This is a genomic window from Polaromonas sp. P3_B1, assembly GCF_056402935.1.
In genome coordinates this window covers 15,113-31,310 of record NZ_JBFUGK010000040.1, presented here as the reverse complement: position 1 = coordinate 31,310, position 16,198 = coordinate 15,113, and the positions used below count along the sequence as shown (strand labels likewise).

14 protein-coding genes are annotated in these 16,198 nt (G+C 66.4%); 8 read left to right on the top strand and 6 right to left on the bottom strand.

Annotated elements, in window-relative coordinates:
- Positions 1-38 precede the first annotated feature (38 nt).
- Genes AC1DXS_RS20260 through AC1DXS_RS20245 form a run of 4 tightly spaced genes read left to right on the top strand, consistent with a single transcriptional unit; the run spans position 39 to position 6,721 of the window.
- On the top strand, positions 39-2,357 hold the full coding sequence (locus AC1DXS_RS20260) for an FUSC family protein (protein ID WP_477739256.1): 2,319 nt from the start codon (positions 39-41) through the stop codon (positions 2,355-2,357).
- Positions 2,358-2,400: 43 nt separating this feature from the next.
- Positions 2,401-4,998 (top strand): DNA mismatch repair protein MutS, encoded by a 2,598-nt coding sequence (gene mutS, locus AC1DXS_RS20255; RefSeq protein ID WP_477739279.1) that lies wholly within the window; start codon positions 2,401-2,403, stop codon positions 4,996-4,998.
- Positions 4,999-5,048: 50 nt separating this feature from the next.
- Entirely contained in the window at positions 5,049-5,876 is an 828-nt protein-coding gene (locus tag AC1DXS_RS20250) for a proteasome-type protease (RefSeq protein WP_477739255.1), read from the top strand.
- Positions 5,877-5,878: 2 nt separating this feature from the next.
- Positions 5,879-6,721 (top strand): alpha/beta fold hydrolase, encoded by an 843-nt coding sequence (locus AC1DXS_RS20245; protein WP_477739254.1) that lies wholly within the window; start codon positions 5,879-5,881, stop codon positions 6,719-6,721.
- A gap of 104 nt (positions 6,722-6,825) precedes the next feature.
- Here AC1DXS_RS20245 and AC1DXS_RS20240 read toward each other — a convergent pair whose 3' ends face one another.
- The 3 genes from AC1DXS_RS20240 to AC1DXS_RS20230 are packed head-to-tail and all read right to left on the bottom strand — an operon-like array spanning position 6,826 to position 8,899.
- Entirely contained in the window at positions 6,826-7,626 is an 801-nt protein-coding gene (locus tag AC1DXS_RS20240) for an IclR family transcriptional regulator (RefSeq protein ID WP_477739253.1), read from the bottom strand.
- Positions 7,626-8,345 carry an SDR family NAD(P)-dependent oxidoreductase gene (locus tag AC1DXS_RS20235; RefSeq protein ID WP_477739252.1) on the bottom strand — a complete coding sequence of 240 codons (720 nt, stop codon included), beginning with the start codon at positions 8,343-8,345 and terminating at the stop codon, positions 7,626-7,628. The genes AC1DXS_RS20240 and AC1DXS_RS20235 overlap by 1 nt, the downstream gene beginning before the upstream one ends.
- 26 nt (positions 8,346-8,371) lie before the next feature.
- A complete protein-coding gene (locus AC1DXS_RS20230; protein WP_074577186.1) occupies positions 8,372-8,899 on the bottom strand; it encodes a 2,4'-dihydroxyacetophenone dioxygenase family protein in 528 nt (175 codons plus the stop codon).
- 213 nt (positions 8,900-9,112) lie between these two features.
- Here AC1DXS_RS20230 and AC1DXS_RS20225 point away from each other — a divergent pair, with 213 nt between their 5' ends.
- Together AC1DXS_RS20225 and AC1DXS_RS20220 are read left to right on the top strand one after the other, a co-directional pair.
- Entirely contained in the window at positions 9,113-10,393 is a 1,281-nt protein-coding gene (locus AC1DXS_RS20225; protein ID WP_477739251.1) for an MASE1 domain-containing protein, read from the top strand.
- 1 nt (position 10,394) lies between these two features.
- Positions 10,395-11,897: an acyl-CoA-binding protein gene (locus tag AC1DXS_RS20220; RefSeq protein ID WP_477739250.1), complete on the top strand. Its 1,503-nt coding sequence runs from the start codon at positions 10,395-10,397 to the stop codon at positions 11,895-11,897.
- 55 nt (positions 11,898-11,952) lie between these two features.
- Here the strand turns inward: AC1DXS_RS20220 and AC1DXS_RS20215 are convergent, their stop codons facing one another.
- The 3 genes from AC1DXS_RS20215 to AC1DXS_RS20205 form a co-directional block, all read right to left on the bottom strand.
- Entirely contained in the window at positions 11,953-12,348 is a 396-nt protein-coding gene (locus AC1DXS_RS20215; protein ID WP_477739249.1) for a DUF3597 domain-containing protein, read from the bottom strand.
- Positions 12,349-12,447: 99 nt separating this feature from the next.
- Positions 12,448-13,671 (bottom strand): dienelactone hydrolase family protein, encoded by a 1,224-nt coding sequence (locus AC1DXS_RS20210; RefSeq protein WP_477739248.1) that lies wholly within the window; start codon positions 13,669-13,671, stop codon positions 12,448-12,450.
- Entirely contained in the window at positions 13,668-14,501 is an 834-nt protein-coding gene (locus tag AC1DXS_RS20205) for an undecaprenyl-diphosphate phosphatase (RefSeq protein WP_477739247.1), read from the bottom strand. The genes AC1DXS_RS20210 and AC1DXS_RS20205 overlap by 4 nt, the downstream gene beginning before the upstream one ends.
- A gap of 205 nt (positions 14,502-14,706) precedes the next feature.
- On the opposite strand from AC1DXS_RS20205, the gene AC1DXS_RS20200 reads away from it, so the two are divergent.
- Positions 14,707-15,117, top strand: coding sequence for a DUF2306 domain-containing protein (locus tag AC1DXS_RS20200; RefSeq protein ID WP_477739246.1), 411 nt, complete (start codon positions 14,707-14,709; stop codon positions 15,115-15,117).
- A gap of 51 nt (positions 15,118-15,168) precedes the next feature.
- Positions 15,169-16,194, top strand: coding sequence for an alpha/beta hydrolase family protein (locus AC1DXS_RS20195; protein WP_477739245.1), 1,026 nt, complete (start codon positions 15,169-15,171; stop codon positions 16,192-16,194).
- Positions 16,195-16,198 lie beyond the last annotated feature (4 nt).

Sequence of the window (16,198 nt, the reverse complement as noted above, 5' to 3'; positions counted from 1 at the left end):
AGGTTCATGCGTTTCGTTAAAGTGTGCTCTGGCACACCATGAACCGGCCCGACCTTACCCCCCCAGCCGCGCTGACGACCCGCCTGCAGCGCCGGGCGCGGGACTGGCTGCACAAAAGCCTGCACGTGCTGCTGAGCCAGTACGTCACCAACGGCCTGACGGTGTCGCTGGGCCTGGTGCTCATCATGCTGGCCATCTTCGAGGCCGCCGGGCTCGCTGCAGCTTCCACCGCCGCGGTCGGCGTGATGATCACCAGCCTGCCCGACGTACCGGCGCCTCGCAGGCGCAAGATCATGCAGATGCTGCCCGCGCCGCTGCTGGGCGCGCCGCTCTTCATGCTGGTGCAGCTGGTGCGTCACGACGAGCTACTGCTGGGCATCGTCGTCGCGGCCGCCACCTTCCTGGCCGTGATGATGATGGCCTGGGGCAAGCGCGGCGGACCCATCTGTTTTTCGCTGCTGTTTTCCACGCTGTTTTCCATGGCCGCGCCGCCGGTCGCCTCGCTGGGGCAGATCGCGCTGCACGGCGCCTGGTTCATGGCCGGCGCCGGGCTGTACCTGCTGTGGGCCGTGTTCACCACCCATTTGCTCAACCAGCGCTTTCGCGCGCAGCTGCTGGCCGAATGCCTGCACAGCTTCGCGCAGATTTTGCGCACCCAGTCCCAGCGCTTCGGGCCCCAGCCCGACCACAACGCACTGCTGGCGCGCATGCTGCAGCAGCAGGCCGCGTTGGCCGACCATTTGCAGAACACCCGCGACGTAGTGCTGGAGTCACCCACCACACCGGAACGCCAGCGCCTGGCGGCCATGCTGCTGAGCCTGCTGGAGGCGCGCGACCACCAGCTCGCCTGCGACCTGGATCTGGATTTTTTGCTGGAGCACAGCACCACAGTGGCCGTGCTGCCCGCCCTGCAGCTCGCGCTGGACAGCACCGCCGCGCGGCTCGAAGCCCTGGGCATGGATTTGCTGCTGGGCCGGCGCGGCGCGGCGATTACCGCCATCACCGACCTGCGGCCGGAACTCGCCGGCGCCCTGCCGCCGCGCACAAAGCGCGCCGATCCACTGGCGCCCGACCCGCTGCTCGTCGACACCACGGATCCGCTGGCGCTGCTGCACAACATGGCCGACCGCATAGGCCATATCAACGACGAGGCCGTGAAGATGGCGGCGCTGGCGCGCGGCGACATCCCGCCCGGGCTGTCTGCCGTGCGCACCCAGTGGCAGCTCTTCGTCAGCAGCGTCCACTGGTCGTGGAAGCCGCTGCTGGGCCAGTTGAGCTGGAGCGCCCCCATCCTGCGCTATGCCCTGCGCTGCACGCTGGCCGTGGCCACCGGCTATGCCGTGTCGCTGCGGCTGCCCTGGGTGGCGCACGAGTACTGGATATTGCTGACCATCGTGGTCGTGATGCGCGGCAACCTGGCGCAAACCGTGCAGCGGCGCAATGCCCGCGTCGCCGGCACGCTGCTGGGCTGTGCGCTGGTCATGGCCATCCTGGCCCCGCACCCGGGGGCCCGCACCATCTTCGGCGTGATCGCGCTCAGCATGGGCCTGGCGCACGCCTTTGCATTGCGGCGCTACCTCTACACCTCCATCGCGGCCACCGTGGCCGGCCTGCTGCAGGCGCATCTGTTGCTGGCCGGCGTGCAGCCCGGCTTCGCCATGGCCGAGCGCCTGGCCGACACCCTGCTGGGCGCGCTGATCGCCTGGCTGTTCAGCTATGTGCTGCCGGCCTGGGAACGCAAGCAGCTTCCGGCGCTGGTGCGGCGCAGCGCCGACGCCCAGGCCAGGCATGCGGAGCTGGCACTCGCGCTGCTCGACGAGGCCCGCGCTTCCGACCTGCCCTGGCGGTTGGCGCGGCGCGAGGCCTACAACAGCCTCTCGGACCTCACCCTGGCCGCCCAGCGCAGCCTGGCCGAGCCCCACAAGGTGCGCCCGCCCCTGGAGCCGCTCGAGGCCCTGCAGGCGCGCAGCTACCAGTTGCTGGCCCAGCTCACGGCCGTCAAATCATTGCTCTCGCTGCACCGCGCCCAGCTGAACCTTGAGGTGGTCAGACCCGCGCTGGCAAGGGCCCGCGGCTGCATAGACGCAGAGCTGTCAGGGGCCGGGGGCGCCGCACCCGCGGCCGGCCCTGTGATTGCAGGCCAGCCCTTCCAGCCCCGGCCCGACCCGCTGATGACCCTGGACCTCACACCCTGGCTGCTGCGCCGGCTGGACCTGGCTTGCGCCATGGCCCGCGAGCTGCGCTTGAGCCAGGCGCGCGTGCTGGCCGAACCCCTTAAACCCGATCAACCGGCCGCCATTGATAATGCTGGATTGGCCCCGGCGCCCGCCGCCCCTTCCCACCCAACGCATGAGTGAAAACGCCACCGTGAGACCCGAACTCGCCAGTCCCGCCAGCCCCATGAGCCCCGTCAGCCCCGCCATGTCGCTGGCAGGCCACACGCCCATGATGCAGCAGTACCTGGGCATCAAGGCCCAGTACCCCGACACGCTGGTGTTCTACCGCATGGGCGATTTTTATGAAGTCTTTTTCGCCGATGCCGAGAAAGCCGCGCGCCTGCTCGACATCACGCTGACGCGGCGCGGCCAGTCGGCCGGCGAGCCGGTGGTCATGGCCGGTGTGCCCTTCCATGCGCTGGAAGGCTACCTGGCCAAGCTCATCAAGCTCGGCGAATCGGTGGCGATCTGCGAGCAGGTCGGCGACGTCGCCACCAGCAAGGGCCCTGTCGAGCGCAAGGTGGTGCGCGTGGTCACGCCCGGCACGCTGACCGACACCGAGCTGCTCAACGACAAGAACGAATCCATTTTGCTGGCCGTGCACCAGGGCGCGCGCAACACCTGCGGCCTGGCCTGGCTCAGCGTGACCCAGGGCGAGATCCACCTGGCGCATTGCGCCGGCGACGAACTCGAGGCCTGGCTGGCGCGCGTGGCGCCCAGCGAGCTGCTGTACAACATCGACGTGACGCCGGCCTTCGAGCAGCGGCTCAAGACCCAGCGCTGCGCCTCCACCGCGCGCCCGGCCTGGCAGTTTGACGCCGCCTTGGGCGCGCGCCGCCTGCTGGACCAGCTCAAGGTCGCCTCGCTGGCCTCGTGGAACGCCGAAGCCTTGAACGAAGCCCATGCCGCAGCCTCCGCGCTGCTCGGGTACGCTGAACACACGCAGGGCCGGGCGCTGTCGCATGTGCAGGGCCTGCAGGTAGTGCGCTCCGGCGAGCTGATCGAGCTGCCGCAAACCACGCGCCGCAACCTGGAACTCACTCAGACCCTGCGCGGCGAGGATTCGCCCACGCTGTTTTCGCTGCTGGACACCTGCACCACCGGCATGGGCAGCCGGGCGCTCAAGAGCTGGCTGCTCAGCCCGCGCCGCGACCGCGCCCAGGCCGCCGCCCGGCTGGACGCGATCACGCATTTGCGCGGCGGCTCGCAGCAAAGCCTGCGCGCCAAGCTCAAAGGCTGCAGCGACGTGGAGCGCATCACCGCCCGCATCGCGCTGCGCCAGGTACGGCCGCGCGAGCTGGTAGCCCTCAAAGACACCTTGCAAAAAGCCGAGCTGGCCGCGCCCACGGGCAGCGATTTTCCGGAACTGCTGACCCGCATCTTTGAAGACCTGCAGCCGCCCGCCGGCTGCGCCGCGCTGCTGGGCCGCTATGTGCTCGACGAGCCGGCCGCGCTGATACGCGACGGCGGCGTCATCAACCACGGCTGCGACGCCGACCTGGACGAGCTGCGCGCCATCCAGACCAATTGCGACAGCTTTTTGCTGGACCTGGAGGTCCGCGAAAAAGCCCGCACCGGCATTGCCAACCTGCGCGTGCAGTTCAACAAGGTGCACGGCTTTTACATCGAAGTGACGCAGGGCCAGGTCGACAAGGTGCCCGACGACTACCGCCGCCGCCAGACGCTGAAGAACGCCGAACGCTACATCACGCCCGAACTCAAGGCCTTTGAAGACAAGGCCCTGTCGGCGCAGGAGCGCGCCCTCGCACGCGAGAAATGGCTGTACGAGCAACTGCTGGACCAGCTGCAGGATTTCATTCCCGCGCTGAGCCGCCTGGCGCGTGCCCTGGCCTCGCTGGATGCGCTGTGCGCGCTGGCCGAGCGATCGCTCACGCTGAACTGGGCCGCGCCGGTGTTTGTGCGCGAGCCCTGCATAGACATCGTCCAGGGCCGGCACCCGGTGGTGGAGGCGCGCCTGGCCGAAACCGGCGGTGGCTCCTTCATCGCCAACGATTGCGTCATGAGCGGCAAGCACCGCATGCAGGTCATCACCGGCCCCAACATGGGCGGTAAATCGACCTATATGCGCCAGGTGGCCCTCATCGTGTTGCTGGCCAGCGTGGGCTCCTACGTGCCGGCGGCCAGTTGCCGGCTCGGGCCCATAGACGCGATCCACACCCGCATAGGCGCGGCCGACGACGTGGCCAATGCGCAATCGACCTTCATGCTCGAGATGACCGAGGCCGCGCAAATCCTGCACGCCGCCACGCCTCATTCTCTGGTGCTGATGGACGAAATCGGCCGCGGCACCTCCACCTTCGACGGCCTGGCGCTGGCCGGCGGCATTGCCGCCTACCTGCACAACAAGACGCAGGCCTTCACACTGTTCGCCACGCACTACTTCGAGCTCACCGAATTCCCGGCCCAGCACCACGGCGCCATCAATGTGCACGTCAGCGCGGTCGAGTCCGGCGCCGACATCGTGTTCCTGCACCACATCGAGCCCGGCCCCGCCAGCAAAAGCTACGGGATTGCCGTTGCCAAGCTGGCCGGCGTACCCGCCGCCGTGGTCAACCACGCGCGCCACGCGCTCAATGCGCTCGAAGCCCACCAGAACGAAGCGCGCGCCCAGGTCGACCTGTTCGCCGCGCCGCCCGAAGCGGCCGCACCCGAACAAAGCGCGGTGGACAAGGCATTGGGTACCATAGACCCTGATGCACTGACGCCGCGCGAGGCGCTGGACGCCCTGTACCGCCTCAAAAAGATGTCTGCCTCGCCGTGAACCAGCGCAACCCGACCTCCCCCAATATCCCCACTTCCCCAAAGCAGCTCATGACCTACTGCGTCGCCGCCAAACTCAACGCCGGGCTGGTGTTTTTGTCAGACTCCCGCACCAACGCGGGCTTGGACCACATCAGCACCTTCCGCAAGATGATCGTCTATGAAAAAGCGGGCGACCGCTTCATGGTGCTGCTGTCGGCCGGCAACCTCTCGATCTCCCAGTCGATACGCGAGATCCTGCAGGTCGAGCAGCTCAAGGACCACGAAGGCGGCGAGCCCATCACCATCTGGAACGCCAAAAGCATGTTCGATGCCGCGCGCGTGCTCGGTTCGGCCATCCGCCGCGTCTACGACCGCGACGCCGAGGCGCTCAAGAATGCCGATGTGGACTTCAACGTCTCGCTGGTTTTCGGCGGCCAGATTCGCGGCGAGAACATGCGCCTGTTCCAGATGTACTCGGCCGGCAACTTCATTGAAGCCACCGACGAAACGCCCTACTTCCAGGTCGGCGAGTCCAAGTACGGCAAGCCCGTGCTGGACCGCGTGCTGACCCCCGCCACGCCACTGGCCGAAGCCGCCAAATGCGTGCTGGTGTCCATGGACTCGACCATGAAGTCCAACCTTTCGGTGGGCCTGCCGCTGGACCTGGTGGTCTATGAGGCCGACACCTTCAAGAGCGACAAGATCGTCTGCATCGACAACGACAACCCTTATTACCGCATGATGCACAGCAGCTGGGGCCAGAAGCTGCGCGAAGTTTTCGACAGCATCGAAGACCCGGTCTGGGACGACGCGCACACCGACATTCCGCTGAAGATGCCGGCCACGCGGCATGAACCCCTGAAGAAGATCAGCACGCCCGACGAGAAACTAATCTGACCGTGCCCTCTTCTGCCAAACCCCTGGTTATTTTTTCCCACGGCAACAGCTTTCCCGCCAGCACCTACAACGCGGTATTCCAGAGCCTCAGGGCTCGCGGTTTCCAGGTCAAGGCCGTCGAAAAATTCGGCCACGACCCGCGCTACCCCGTCACCAGCAACTGGCCCCACCTGGTGCAGCAGCTGGCCGACTTCACGACCCGCGAGGTTGAAAAAGCCGGCCAGCCGGCATTCCTTGTCGGCCATTCACTGGGCGGGTTTTTAAGCCTGATGTGCGCCGCCCGCCATCCGCAGCTGGGCGGCCAGCCCGTCAAAGGTGTGGTGCTGGTCGACTCGCCCATCCTGGGCGGCTGGCGCGCCCACGCCGTCAACGTCGCCAAACGCGCCCAACTGGTCGGCGCCATCTCACCCGGCGCCATCAGCCGCAAACGCAAAAACCAGTGGCCGGGCAAGGACGAGGTGTTCGAACATTTCCGAAGCAAAAAAGCCTTTGCCGCCTGGGACGAACAGGTGCTGCGCGACTACATCGCGCACGGCACCTATGAAGGCACGGGCGAGGACGAAGGCAAACAACTATTGAGCTTCGATCGCGACGTCGAAACCGCGATCTACAACACCCTGCCTGACAACCTTGAAGGACTGCTCAAGCGCCATCCCTTGAAATGCCCTGTTGCGTTTATCGGTGGACGGCAGTCGGTGGAGATGAAGCAGGTTGGGATGGCCATGACTGAAAAGGTGACCAAGGGGCGCATCATGATGCTGGACGGCAGCCATCTGTTTCCGATGGAGAAGCCTTTGATGACGGCGGCTGCCGTCGAGGCGGCTTTAAGGAATTTTCTTGATTAACTTTTTCTTGTTCCAGCGGAGTGCTTTCTTCTGAGTTTTGCTGGCCGGGGGTTGCCCGGCCAGCGGGATTAAGAGAAGGGCGCACCGCCGGAGTAAGAACCCGGCTAAAAGACATCAGTTCCAATCACCCCTTCCCCAACCCTCTCAGAAATCACCCGGCAAGCCTCCAGCAGCGGCGCCACATAGGCCTGCTCAGGATCAGCCTTCTGCCGGAACATCAGCGTGCTGACACTGATGGCGGCAACAGGCGCGCCACGGCCGCCGCGTATCACTGCGCCATAACAATAAATCCCTGCCTCATTTTCCTCGCCATCCACAGACCACCCCCGCTCCCGCGTGATCTGCAACTGCTTGCGCAAGTCGGCCAACTTCACCAAAGTGTTGCCGGTGTAGCGCTGCAAGGGCAGCCCCTGCAGCAGCGGCTCCAGCACGGCAGGCTCCAGCGCCGCCATATAAGCCTTGCCGACCGCCGTCGCATGCAAGGCCACGCTGGTGCCAATGCGCGAGGCCATGCGCACAGCACTCGGGCTTTCGAGTTTTTCGATGTAGACCATGGTGCTGCCGTTGGGCACGGCCAGGTGCACGGTTTCGCCGGTGATGTCGCGCAGGCGCTTGAGTTCGTCGACCGCCGCCAGGCGCAGGTCCGAGCGGCCCCAGCTGCAGCTGGCCAGCTGGATCAGGCGCGGGCCCAAAGCCAGCAGCGCGCCGCGCTCGTTCTCGACCAGCAGGCGCTCGGCCACCAGGGCCGCGACGATGCGGTGCACCGTGGGCCTGGGGTAGCCGCTGGCCTTGACCAGCGCGCCGACGTTGGGCGGCTGCTCCGCGTCGGCCACCAGTTGCAGCACGTGCATGAATTTCGAGAACGCGGCCGTGCCGGCCACCTGCGATGCGGCGGGCTGGACCATCACGACACCATGTAGCCGCCATCCACCGGCAGGATCACGCCGGTCATGAAAGCGGCTGCGGGGGTGCAGAGAAACATCGCGGCCTCGGCCACGTCCTTGGGTGTGCCCCAGCGGCCCATGGGGGTGCGCGCCAGGATGGGGCCGGCGCGCGCCGGGTCGTCCTGCAGGGGCTTAGTGAGCGGCGTGGCGATCCAGCCGGGCGCGATGGCGTTCACGCGTATGCCGTCGGGCGCATAGGCAATCGCCAGCGATTTGGTGAGCTGGGCAACGCCACCCTTGCTGGCCGCATAGCCGGGCACCAGGCCGCCGCCGAAAAAGCTCAGCATGGAAGCCGTGTTGACGATGCAGCCTCGGCTGGCTTTGAGGCGCTCGCGTGTGGCGGTGCATACGCGCATGGTGCCGGTGAGGTTGACGGCCAGCACTTTTTCAAACACCTCGATGTCGTGCTCGGCGCCGCGCTGGATGATGCCGGCGCAGTTGAAAACAATGTCCAGCGTGTCGATACCCGCCAGCGCAGCGTCAAGGCTTTGGGTGGATGTCACGTCGGCCTGGCGCACTTTCACCGCTGCATCCAGTGTGCCGTCGCCGCTTCCGAGCCCCAGTGCCGTCACCTCGGCGCCCAGCGCCGCGAGGTGGTTGGCGATGACGGCGCCTATGCCCTGGGTGGCGCCGGCGACCAGCGCGCGTTTGCCTTTGAAGAGTCCGGCCTGGTAAGTCATCAATGGTTCCTTCAATAAAACCGCGATCAGCGGATAAATTGTTTTGTGTAGTCGGCGCCCAGGCCAACCGCCTCGAAGTGTTTGTTGCACATCTCAATCTTGGTGAACACGTCCTCATAGCCCATGCCCTTGCCATAGGGGTCGGTGTAGTACATGACGCCATTGACCTGGAAGTAGGTGATCATTTCCTCGACGTCCTCGGGCACGTAGAGCGTGTGGGTTTCGCCGGGCGGCTCGAACACATAGCTGCCCTCGGTGGCTTCCCAGTCGTGCTCCAGGTAGCGCCAGCGGCCCTTGAGCACAAAGCCGTGCACCGCCTGCGGATGGCGATGCCGGCTCAGCACGCCGGACTTGCGCACGCGCAGCAGATTCATCCAGTAGCCCTGGCTGGCATTGAGGCACAGCGGCCGGAACCAGACGTTCTCGGCCTGCGGCACCCAGAGCCGCTCATCGGTCGGGATGGCATGCTGCACCACGATTTCCGGCCTGGCATCGGGCGGGTTGGGGTACTGGTAGGGCATCAGCGGCGTCTGGTCGGGGGTGTCTACGGGCATGGGGTTTGTCCATATTGTGGATATACGTCCATATTATAGATCTCAAGGCCACGCAGGGGCCGCGGGACTGGCTTTGCCAGACCGCAGGCGCCGCCCCCTTGAGGGGGGAACGGGCTACACGAAGTGAGCCCGGACGGGGGTGTTTTAATTAAACTAGCCCAGACCATCCGGCCCCGTGCCGAGCAATAACACGACTTCCCGAGGAGCACTCCCATGGCCCTGCCCTTTATCGTCACCCTCGCCGTGACCTTTCTCGCCTGGGCCGTCGCGGCCATCGTGTCCCAGAGCATGGGCGATGCGATGACGCTGAGCGCCTCGGTCTGGCTGGCCACCGGGGTGACCTTCGGCGCGCTGCTGGTGGTCAAGCCCATCAAGCGGCCCGCCGTGCTGGCCGGCGCCGCGCTGGCGGCCGTCGTGCTGTCGCTGCTGGACGGCCTGGCGCTGTTGCCCGCGCTGGCCTTCGGCGCCAACGAGGCACTGGCGGCCAGCCTGGGCGCCTGGGTGGCTCGCCTCTTGCGCGCACCCCGCCCCGACGGCCGCGTCGAACCCGGCAAGGCTTACGCGGGCTTCCTTCTCGGCGCGCTGCTCACTTCAGCGCTCGGCGCCAGCATCGCCATCGTGCTCTGGAGCTGGGCCCTGCCCCAGCCCATCCCCCTGCTGACCGAGTGGCGCGTCTGGGCCTGCACGACCTTTGTCGGCATCCTGCTGATTGCGCCGCTCATCACTTCCTTCGCGGGCTTCAAGGTCAAGCGCTCGGGCGGCATGGCCAGCAGCCAGTTCCTCGCGGGCGCCGGCACCTTTGTGCTGTTCTTTGTGGTGGCCGCGCTGATTTTCTCAAGCGATGTGTCCGACCGCTTCGGCGCCTCGCTGGGCCCCACGCTCGCCTACCTGCCGCTGCCCTTCATGGTCGTTACCGCCATCCTCTGGAAGGAGCGCGGCGCCACCGTGGCCACGCTGCTGGGCGCGCTGGCCCTGATCGCCTGGACCAACGCGGGCGGCGGCCCTTTCGCCGAGGTGGAAGGCTTCCCCGGCGAGGCCGTGATCGAAGTCCAGGGTTATGTGGCCGTAATGGCTCTGCTGGTGGGCGTGGTCAATGCGCTGGGCGCCACCGCCGCGCAGGCGCTAGCGCTGGCGCAGGACTGGCGTACCCGCTACCGCCAGGTGCTGGAATCCAACCGCACGGTGGTTGCCAACTTCGACGCCAAAACCGGCGCGGCCGAATGGGGCGAAGGCGCCAGCGAGTTGCTGCGCACCCATGCCGCGCTGCTGCTGAATGTGCAGGACTTCATCACCCATGCCGACCCCCAGGAGCAGCCCGCGCTGCAGGCCGACTGGCGCGACCTGGCCCAGGGCCAGCGCGAGCATGTGCTGTGGAAGAACACCCTGCGCTGGGGCGACGGCCGCGTGGCCGCCGTGAACGCCCGCCTCTCGGGTGTGCGCGGCGCCGACGGCCAGGTCGAACAGGTGGCCGTGCTGCTGGAAGTCGAGGCCTGAGGTGGCAGCGGACACCGCACTCCAACCCGCCGCTGCGGCGGGGCCCGCCGTGGACAAGAGCACGCCCGCCGTCTTCCTGATCCACGGCCTGGGCGGCACGCAGTATGACCTGGGCTCCATGCACAAGCGGCTCAAAAACGCCGGCTTCGTCACGCACTCGCTGACCCTGCCCGGCCACGGCACCACACCCGAAGACCTGGTCCACGTGACGGCCGAGCAATGGATGGAAGCCGTCACCGCCAAGTACCACGAGGTGGCCGCGCAGCACGACAACTTCCACATCATGGGCATGTGCATGGGCGCGCTGCTGGCCACCGAGCTGGCCAAGCGCCAGAAGCACACACGCGGCAAGTTGATCGCGCTGGCGCCGCCCATCTACATCGACGGCTGGGCCACCGCCTGGTACACACCGGCGCGCCACCTGATGTATTACGTGCCCGGCGTTCCGGCGCGCATGCGGGTCGAGGAAGAAGACCCCTTCGGCATCAAGAACGAGCAGCTGCGCGCCATCGTCAAGGCCAAGTTCGCGCGCGGCGAGAACTTTCACTACCGCTGGGTGCCGCTGGCCTGCGTGCGCCAGGTCGACCGCCTGCGCCGCTGGGTCATGACGGGCCTGAAAAACATGGCCAGCGAAACCCTGGTCATCCACGCGCGCGAAGACGAGCTCACCAGCCTGGCCTCGGCCAACTACCTGGTCGAGCAGATCGGTGGCGCCAAGGCGCGCATGATCGTGCTGGAGAACAGCTACCACATGATCTGCGTCGACAACGACCGCGAGCAGGTGGCGCGCGCCGTGCTTGAGTTCTTTGGCGCCAGCAGCGCCGCCTCGCTGGGCATGGCGGTGGACGACCCCAAGATGAGCCCCGAGGCCCTGCAGGCTTTTGCGCAATCGCTGCGCGCGGCGCTGGAGGCCGGCGACTTCAGCGGCGTCTTCGCCCGGGGCGCGTCCGACATGGGCTGGTTCCAGCCCGGCAACAACCGCGCCAGCGGGATTTACCGCGGCAACAAAGGCCTGCAGGCCATGCTGCCCTGGGCCGCTGGTGTGAAGTTCACCGCCTTCGGCCAGCCGGTGTTCAACGCCGGCATCGCGGTGCTGCCCGCCACCCTCACCGCCGCGGGCCTGATGTCGCAAGGCGTGCTGGCCTTTGCCGTGCGCTCGGGCCGGCTGCTGGACGCGCGCTGGTTCCCCGACGACGTGGCGCTGGAAGACGCGCACTTCGGCGCGCCCGTGGCGCCCGCCGGCCCCAGCGCGGCCGAACGCGCCTTCGAAGCCGCCGGCGTTGCCGTCAAGACACTCAGCAAACCGCCCGGCAATGACGAGTTGCTGGCGCTGTACGCCCTCTACAAGCAAGCCACGGTAGGCGACGCGACGGGCGAGCGCCCCGGCATGATGGACGTGACCGGCCGCGCCAAATACGACGCCTGGGCCGGGCGCAAGGGCATGGGTCGCGAGGAAGCCATGGCGGGCTACGCGGCCCTGGTGGAAAAGCTCAGGTCCGCCTGAGCTTTTTCCCGCAGGCCGGCCCCCTCAAGACCTGGGTTGGCGACCCGCTACAGCCTTAGTCCATCAGGTCGGCTGGCACCTTGCCGCCGTTGGCGGCCAGCTTGTTCATGACCTGCTTGTGCAGCCAGATGTTCATGGCCGCGCTGTCATTCATGTCGCCGGTGTAACCCAGCTCCTTCGCCAGCTCCTTGCGTTCGCCCAGGCTGCTGTCCAGGTGCAAGAGTTTCATCAGGTCGACGATGGACGTCCTCCAGTTGAGTTTTTCCGGATTTTTGCTGGCCATGCCGTTGAGCAGGGCTTCAACATCCACCTGCTGCATGGGCGGCGCGGCGGGTGCCGGGGCAGGCGCTGCGGGCGCTGCGCCCGCCGGACCGGCTGCAACCGGCGGTGCGGCCTCAGGCGTCTGCAAGGAGGGAAATATCTTGCCGAAAATTTTGCCGAGAATACTCATGGTGGGCCCCTGTGTGGATGAAAGAAAACCCAGCCTAACACCGGCACATGACAACGCTTGTCGGACGCGACGCCAATCGCCGGCATTGCAGCGCGGCGCTCAGCGGGCCGGCATTCCCACGCGCTTGAGTCCCGCTTCGCCGGCCCGGGCTGCCACGTCGGCCTGCCACACCACCTGGTCGTCCACTGCGTAAAGCCAGCATTTTGATTTCGCCCTCGCGCACTGCTGGAAGGTGGTGGCCATGGCCTCGGGTTCGCCCGCGTTGAAATACCAGCCGCCTTTTTCCGTCACCGCAAAGGCCTTGGGAGACGGCAGGCTGCGAAAGTGGGCATAACGCGCCTTGCCGGCCTCGCTGAGCGGCACGGCGTTCATATCATCGGCAGCCGCAAAGCCTGAAGCCGGCGGAACCACATAGTGATGGCCCTTGAAGCGCTGCGCATGCGACAGCAGCAAGGGCTGGCCCAGCTGCGCCGACAGGAACTCGAACATGCGCGCATGCGAGGCCTCACGCGCCGCCGGGTTGCCGCCCACCATGGCCGTGCCGCTCTTGGTGTTGCCCAGGCCTACCATCTGCTTGACGGGGCCGGGGCCGTCAAAGCCATGGTAGCTGCCTGGGTAGACCTCCAGCTCCACCGTCGCGTTGGCCTTGTTCTTGCGCAGCCGCTCCTGCAGCGTGACGCATTCATGCGCCAGCGTCCAGTCGTCGAGCTCGCCGATCATGATCAGCAGCGGCTGGTGGACTTCATAGTTCCACATCTTGTTGTTCACCAGGCAGCCGGGATAGAACGCCACGGCGGCCCGCGGCTGCACCTTCTGCGCCTGCACATAGGGATCGGTGGCATCCACCGTGCTGAGCACGGTCTGCGCGCCGTGCGACCAACCCATGACCACGATGCGTGATGGGTCCACCGAAGGCTGCTTCAGCAGCCAGGCGATGGCCGCGAATACGTCTTCGCGGCGGTCGGCTTCGTGGATGGTGCGAAGTTTGTTGGGCGTTTCGCAGATCGACTTCTGGCCGCGCGGCGTGAAGCTGTCCAGCGGCAGGAAGTGGATGCGTTCGGCGTTGAAATAACCCGCGTAACGGAAAAAGCGCTCGGCAAAATTGCCCTTGCTGTCGAGCCCACCGCCGCAGCCGTGCAGCCCGATGATGGCCGGCTTGGGCTCGCTGCCTTCCGCTTCAAACCAATAGCCCGGGATCTGCAGCTTGCCATCCAGCGAGGGGATGCTGACCGGGCCGGCCGCGTACGACAGCGAAGCCGCCAGCACCAGGCCGCCCAGCGCGCAGAAGCGCGCCATCCATCGCACCACTGCTAGCCCCCTCATTCCGCCCAGACCACCAAGCCGCTCCAGGCCGTGGCCAGCACCACGATGCCGAAGGCGATGCGGTACCAGGCAAAGGGCACAAAGCTGTTGGTCGAGATATAGCGCAGCAGCCAGCGCACGCACAGCCAGGCGCTCAGGAAAGAAAACACCAGGCCCACCCCGAACAGCGGCAGGTCCGCCATGGACAGCAGCGCGCGCTCCTTGTAGAGGCTGTAGACGCCGGCGCCTATCAGCGTGGGCATGGCCAGGAAGAAAGAAAAATCGGTGGCCGCCTTGCGCGACAGCCCCAGCAGCATGCCGCCAATAATCGTCGCGCCGCTGCGGCTGGTGCCCGGGATCATCGCCAGGCACTGCACCAGGCCCACCTTGAGCGCATCCATCACCGTCATGGCTTCGACCTCCTGGATGCGCGCTACGGCCGGGTTGTTCTGCTGGCGCTTTTCAGCCCAGAGGATGATGAAGCCGCCGATGATGAAGGTGCTGGCCACCACGACCGGCGTGAACAAATGCGCCTTGATGGCCTTGCCGAACAGCAGGCCCAGAACCACGGCCGGCACAAAAGCCACCAGCACATTGAGCACAAACTGTTGCGCCTGTTTCTCGGTCGGCAGCGCCACCACCGTCGCGCGTATCTTTTGCCAGTAGACCAGGATCACCGCGAAGATGGCGCCGGTCTGGATCGCGATGTCGAACACCTTGGCCTTGTCGTCGTCAAAACCGAGCAAGGCGCCGGCAAGGATGAGGTGGCCTGTCGAGGAGATCGGAAGGAATTCCGTCAGGCCCTCGACGATGCCCATGATGGCGGCTTTGATCAACAGTGCGATATCCAATGCTGGCTCCAAAAAAATGTAGTGGAGATTATGGCCTCCGCTGGCTTGGGCCACGGAGACTCGTTATCCAAGCAGGGGCCGCGGGACTGGCTTTGCCAGACCGCAGGCGCCGCCCCCTTGAGGGGGGAACAGGCTACACGCAGTGAGCCTGGACAGGGGTGTTTATCTTGATCACAATTCGTTACCTGCATCGTCCGCCACCACCATGCAACTGACCCCACTGATCGCCATTCACCTGTTTGCCGCCAGTGCCGCCATCGTCATCGGGCCGGTCGCGCTGTGGGCGCGCAAGGGACGCATCCAGCGGCCCAAGCTGCACCGGGCTTTTGGCTATGCCTTTGTGACGATGATGCTGGTCACCGCCGCGACGGCGATTTTCATCCGTGACTACGACTATCCCAACATCGCCGGCTACACCCCCATCCACCTGCTGGTGCCTTTCACGCTGTTCAGCCTGTTTGGCGCGTTCCGGCATTTGAGCCGCGGCAACATCGCGGGCCACCGGGGCGCCATGCAGGCGCTCTATATTGGCGCATGCCTGATCGCAGGCGTGTTCACGCTGATGCCCGACCGCTACCTGGGCAAGATGCTGTGGGGACAGCTCGGCCTGCTCTGACTCGGTCTGCTCTAATCAAGGGAGGACAAAAAAGGGAAACAGGGATAGCCCATGAAGAAATATTTCCTGAGCAGCCTGCTGCTGCTCGCCGCAGGCGCACACGCCGGCATGGGCTTTACCCAGGTGCCGGGCCTGCAGGACGACAGCGCCATCAGCGTTTTTTATCCTTCGGCCGGCGAAGACCGCCCCCTGCAGGTCGGCTCCTATTCCCTCAAAGCCGATAAAGACGGCCAGCCGGTGCGCGGCAACACCCGCCTGGTCGTCATCTCGCACGGCTCGGGCGGCTCGCCCTGGACGTATACCGACCTGGCGCGCCGCCTGGTTGAAGACGGCTTTGTCGTCGCCTTTCCCCTGCACCGCGGCGACAACGCCAGGGACCCTTCTTCTCCCGGCCCCGACAGCTGGAAGCAGCGGCCCGCCGAGGTGTCGCGCGCCATCGATGCCGTCGCGCGCGATCCGCGCTTTGCGGCGCTGCTGTCGCTCGACAAGGTCGGCATGTACGGCATGTCGGCCGGCGGGCATACGGCGCTGACATTGGCCGGCGGACGCTGGTCGCCGGCCCTGCTCACCCGGCACTGCGAGGCCCATATCGCCGAGGACTTCCAGACCTGCGCCGGGCTGACCACCCGGCTCACCGGCGGCATGCTGGACGGCCTGAAAAAAACCGTGGTGCTGGCGATCATCCGCCAGAGGTTCAGCGACGCCATCTGGCAAAGCCATCACGATGCGCGCATCCAGGCCGTGGTTGCCGGTGTGCCGCTGGCCGCCGATTTCGACATGGACTCGCTGGCTTCGCCGGCGGTGCCGCTGGGCCTCGTCACGGCGCGGCAAGACCGCTGGCTGGTGCCGCGTTTTCACAGCGACGTGGTGCTCGCGGCCTGCAAGCCGCGCTGCGAGCTGCTGGCCGACCTGCCCGACGGCGGCCACGGCGCGCTGCTGTCACCGCCGCCGCCGGCCGAGGGCATGTCGGACCTGGCCAAAGACCTGCTGCTGGACCCGCCCGGCTTTGACCGCGGCCAGCTCCCGGCCCTGGACCGCAAGATCAGCGCCTTTCTGCGCAAGCACCTGCTGCCCTGAACCC

Coding starts and splice junctions, on each gene's coding strand:
- AC1DXS_RS20225 (WP_477739251.1), top strand. CDS start 9,113: ATGGCCCTGCCCTTTATCGTCACCCTCGCCGTGACCTTTCTCGCCTGG.
- AC1DXS_RS20250 (WP_477739255.1), top strand. CDS start 5,049: ATGACCTACTGCGTCGCCGCCAAACTCAACGCCGGGCTGGTGTTTTTG.
- AC1DXS_RS20210 (WP_477739248.1), bottom strand. CDS start 13,671: ATGAGGGGGCTAGCAGTGGTGCGATGGATGGCGCGCTTCTGCGCGCTG.
- AC1DXS_RS20260 (WP_477739256.1), top strand. CDS start 39: ATGAACCGGCCCGACCTTACCCCCCCAGCCGCGCTGACGACCCGCCTG.
- AC1DXS_RS20215 (WP_477739249.1), bottom strand. CDS start 12,348: ATGAGTATTCTCGGCAAAATTTTCGGCAAGATATTTCCCTCCTTGCAG.
- mutS (WP_477739279.1), top strand. CDS start 2,401: ATGAGCCCCGTCAGCCCCGCCATGTCGCTGGCAGGCCACACGCCCATG.
- AC1DXS_RS20235 (WP_477739252.1), bottom strand. CDS start 8,345: ATGACTTACCAGGCCGGACTCTTCAAAGGCAAACGCGCGCTGGTCGCC.
- AC1DXS_RS20240 (WP_477739253.1), bottom strand. CDS start 7,626: ATGGTCCAGCCCGCCGCATCGCAGGTGGCCGGCACGGCCGCGTTCTCG.
- AC1DXS_RS20230 (WP_074577186.1), bottom strand. CDS start 8,899: ATGCCCGTAGACACCCCCGACCAGACGCCGCTGATGCCCTACCAGTAC.
- AC1DXS_RS20195 (WP_477739245.1), top strand. CDS start 15,169: ATGAAGAAATATTTCCTGAGCAGCCTGCTGCTGCTCGCCGCAGGCGCA.
- AC1DXS_RS20200 (WP_477739246.1), top strand. CDS start 14,707: ATGCAACTGACCCCACTGATCGCCATTCACCTGTTTGCCGCCAGTGCC.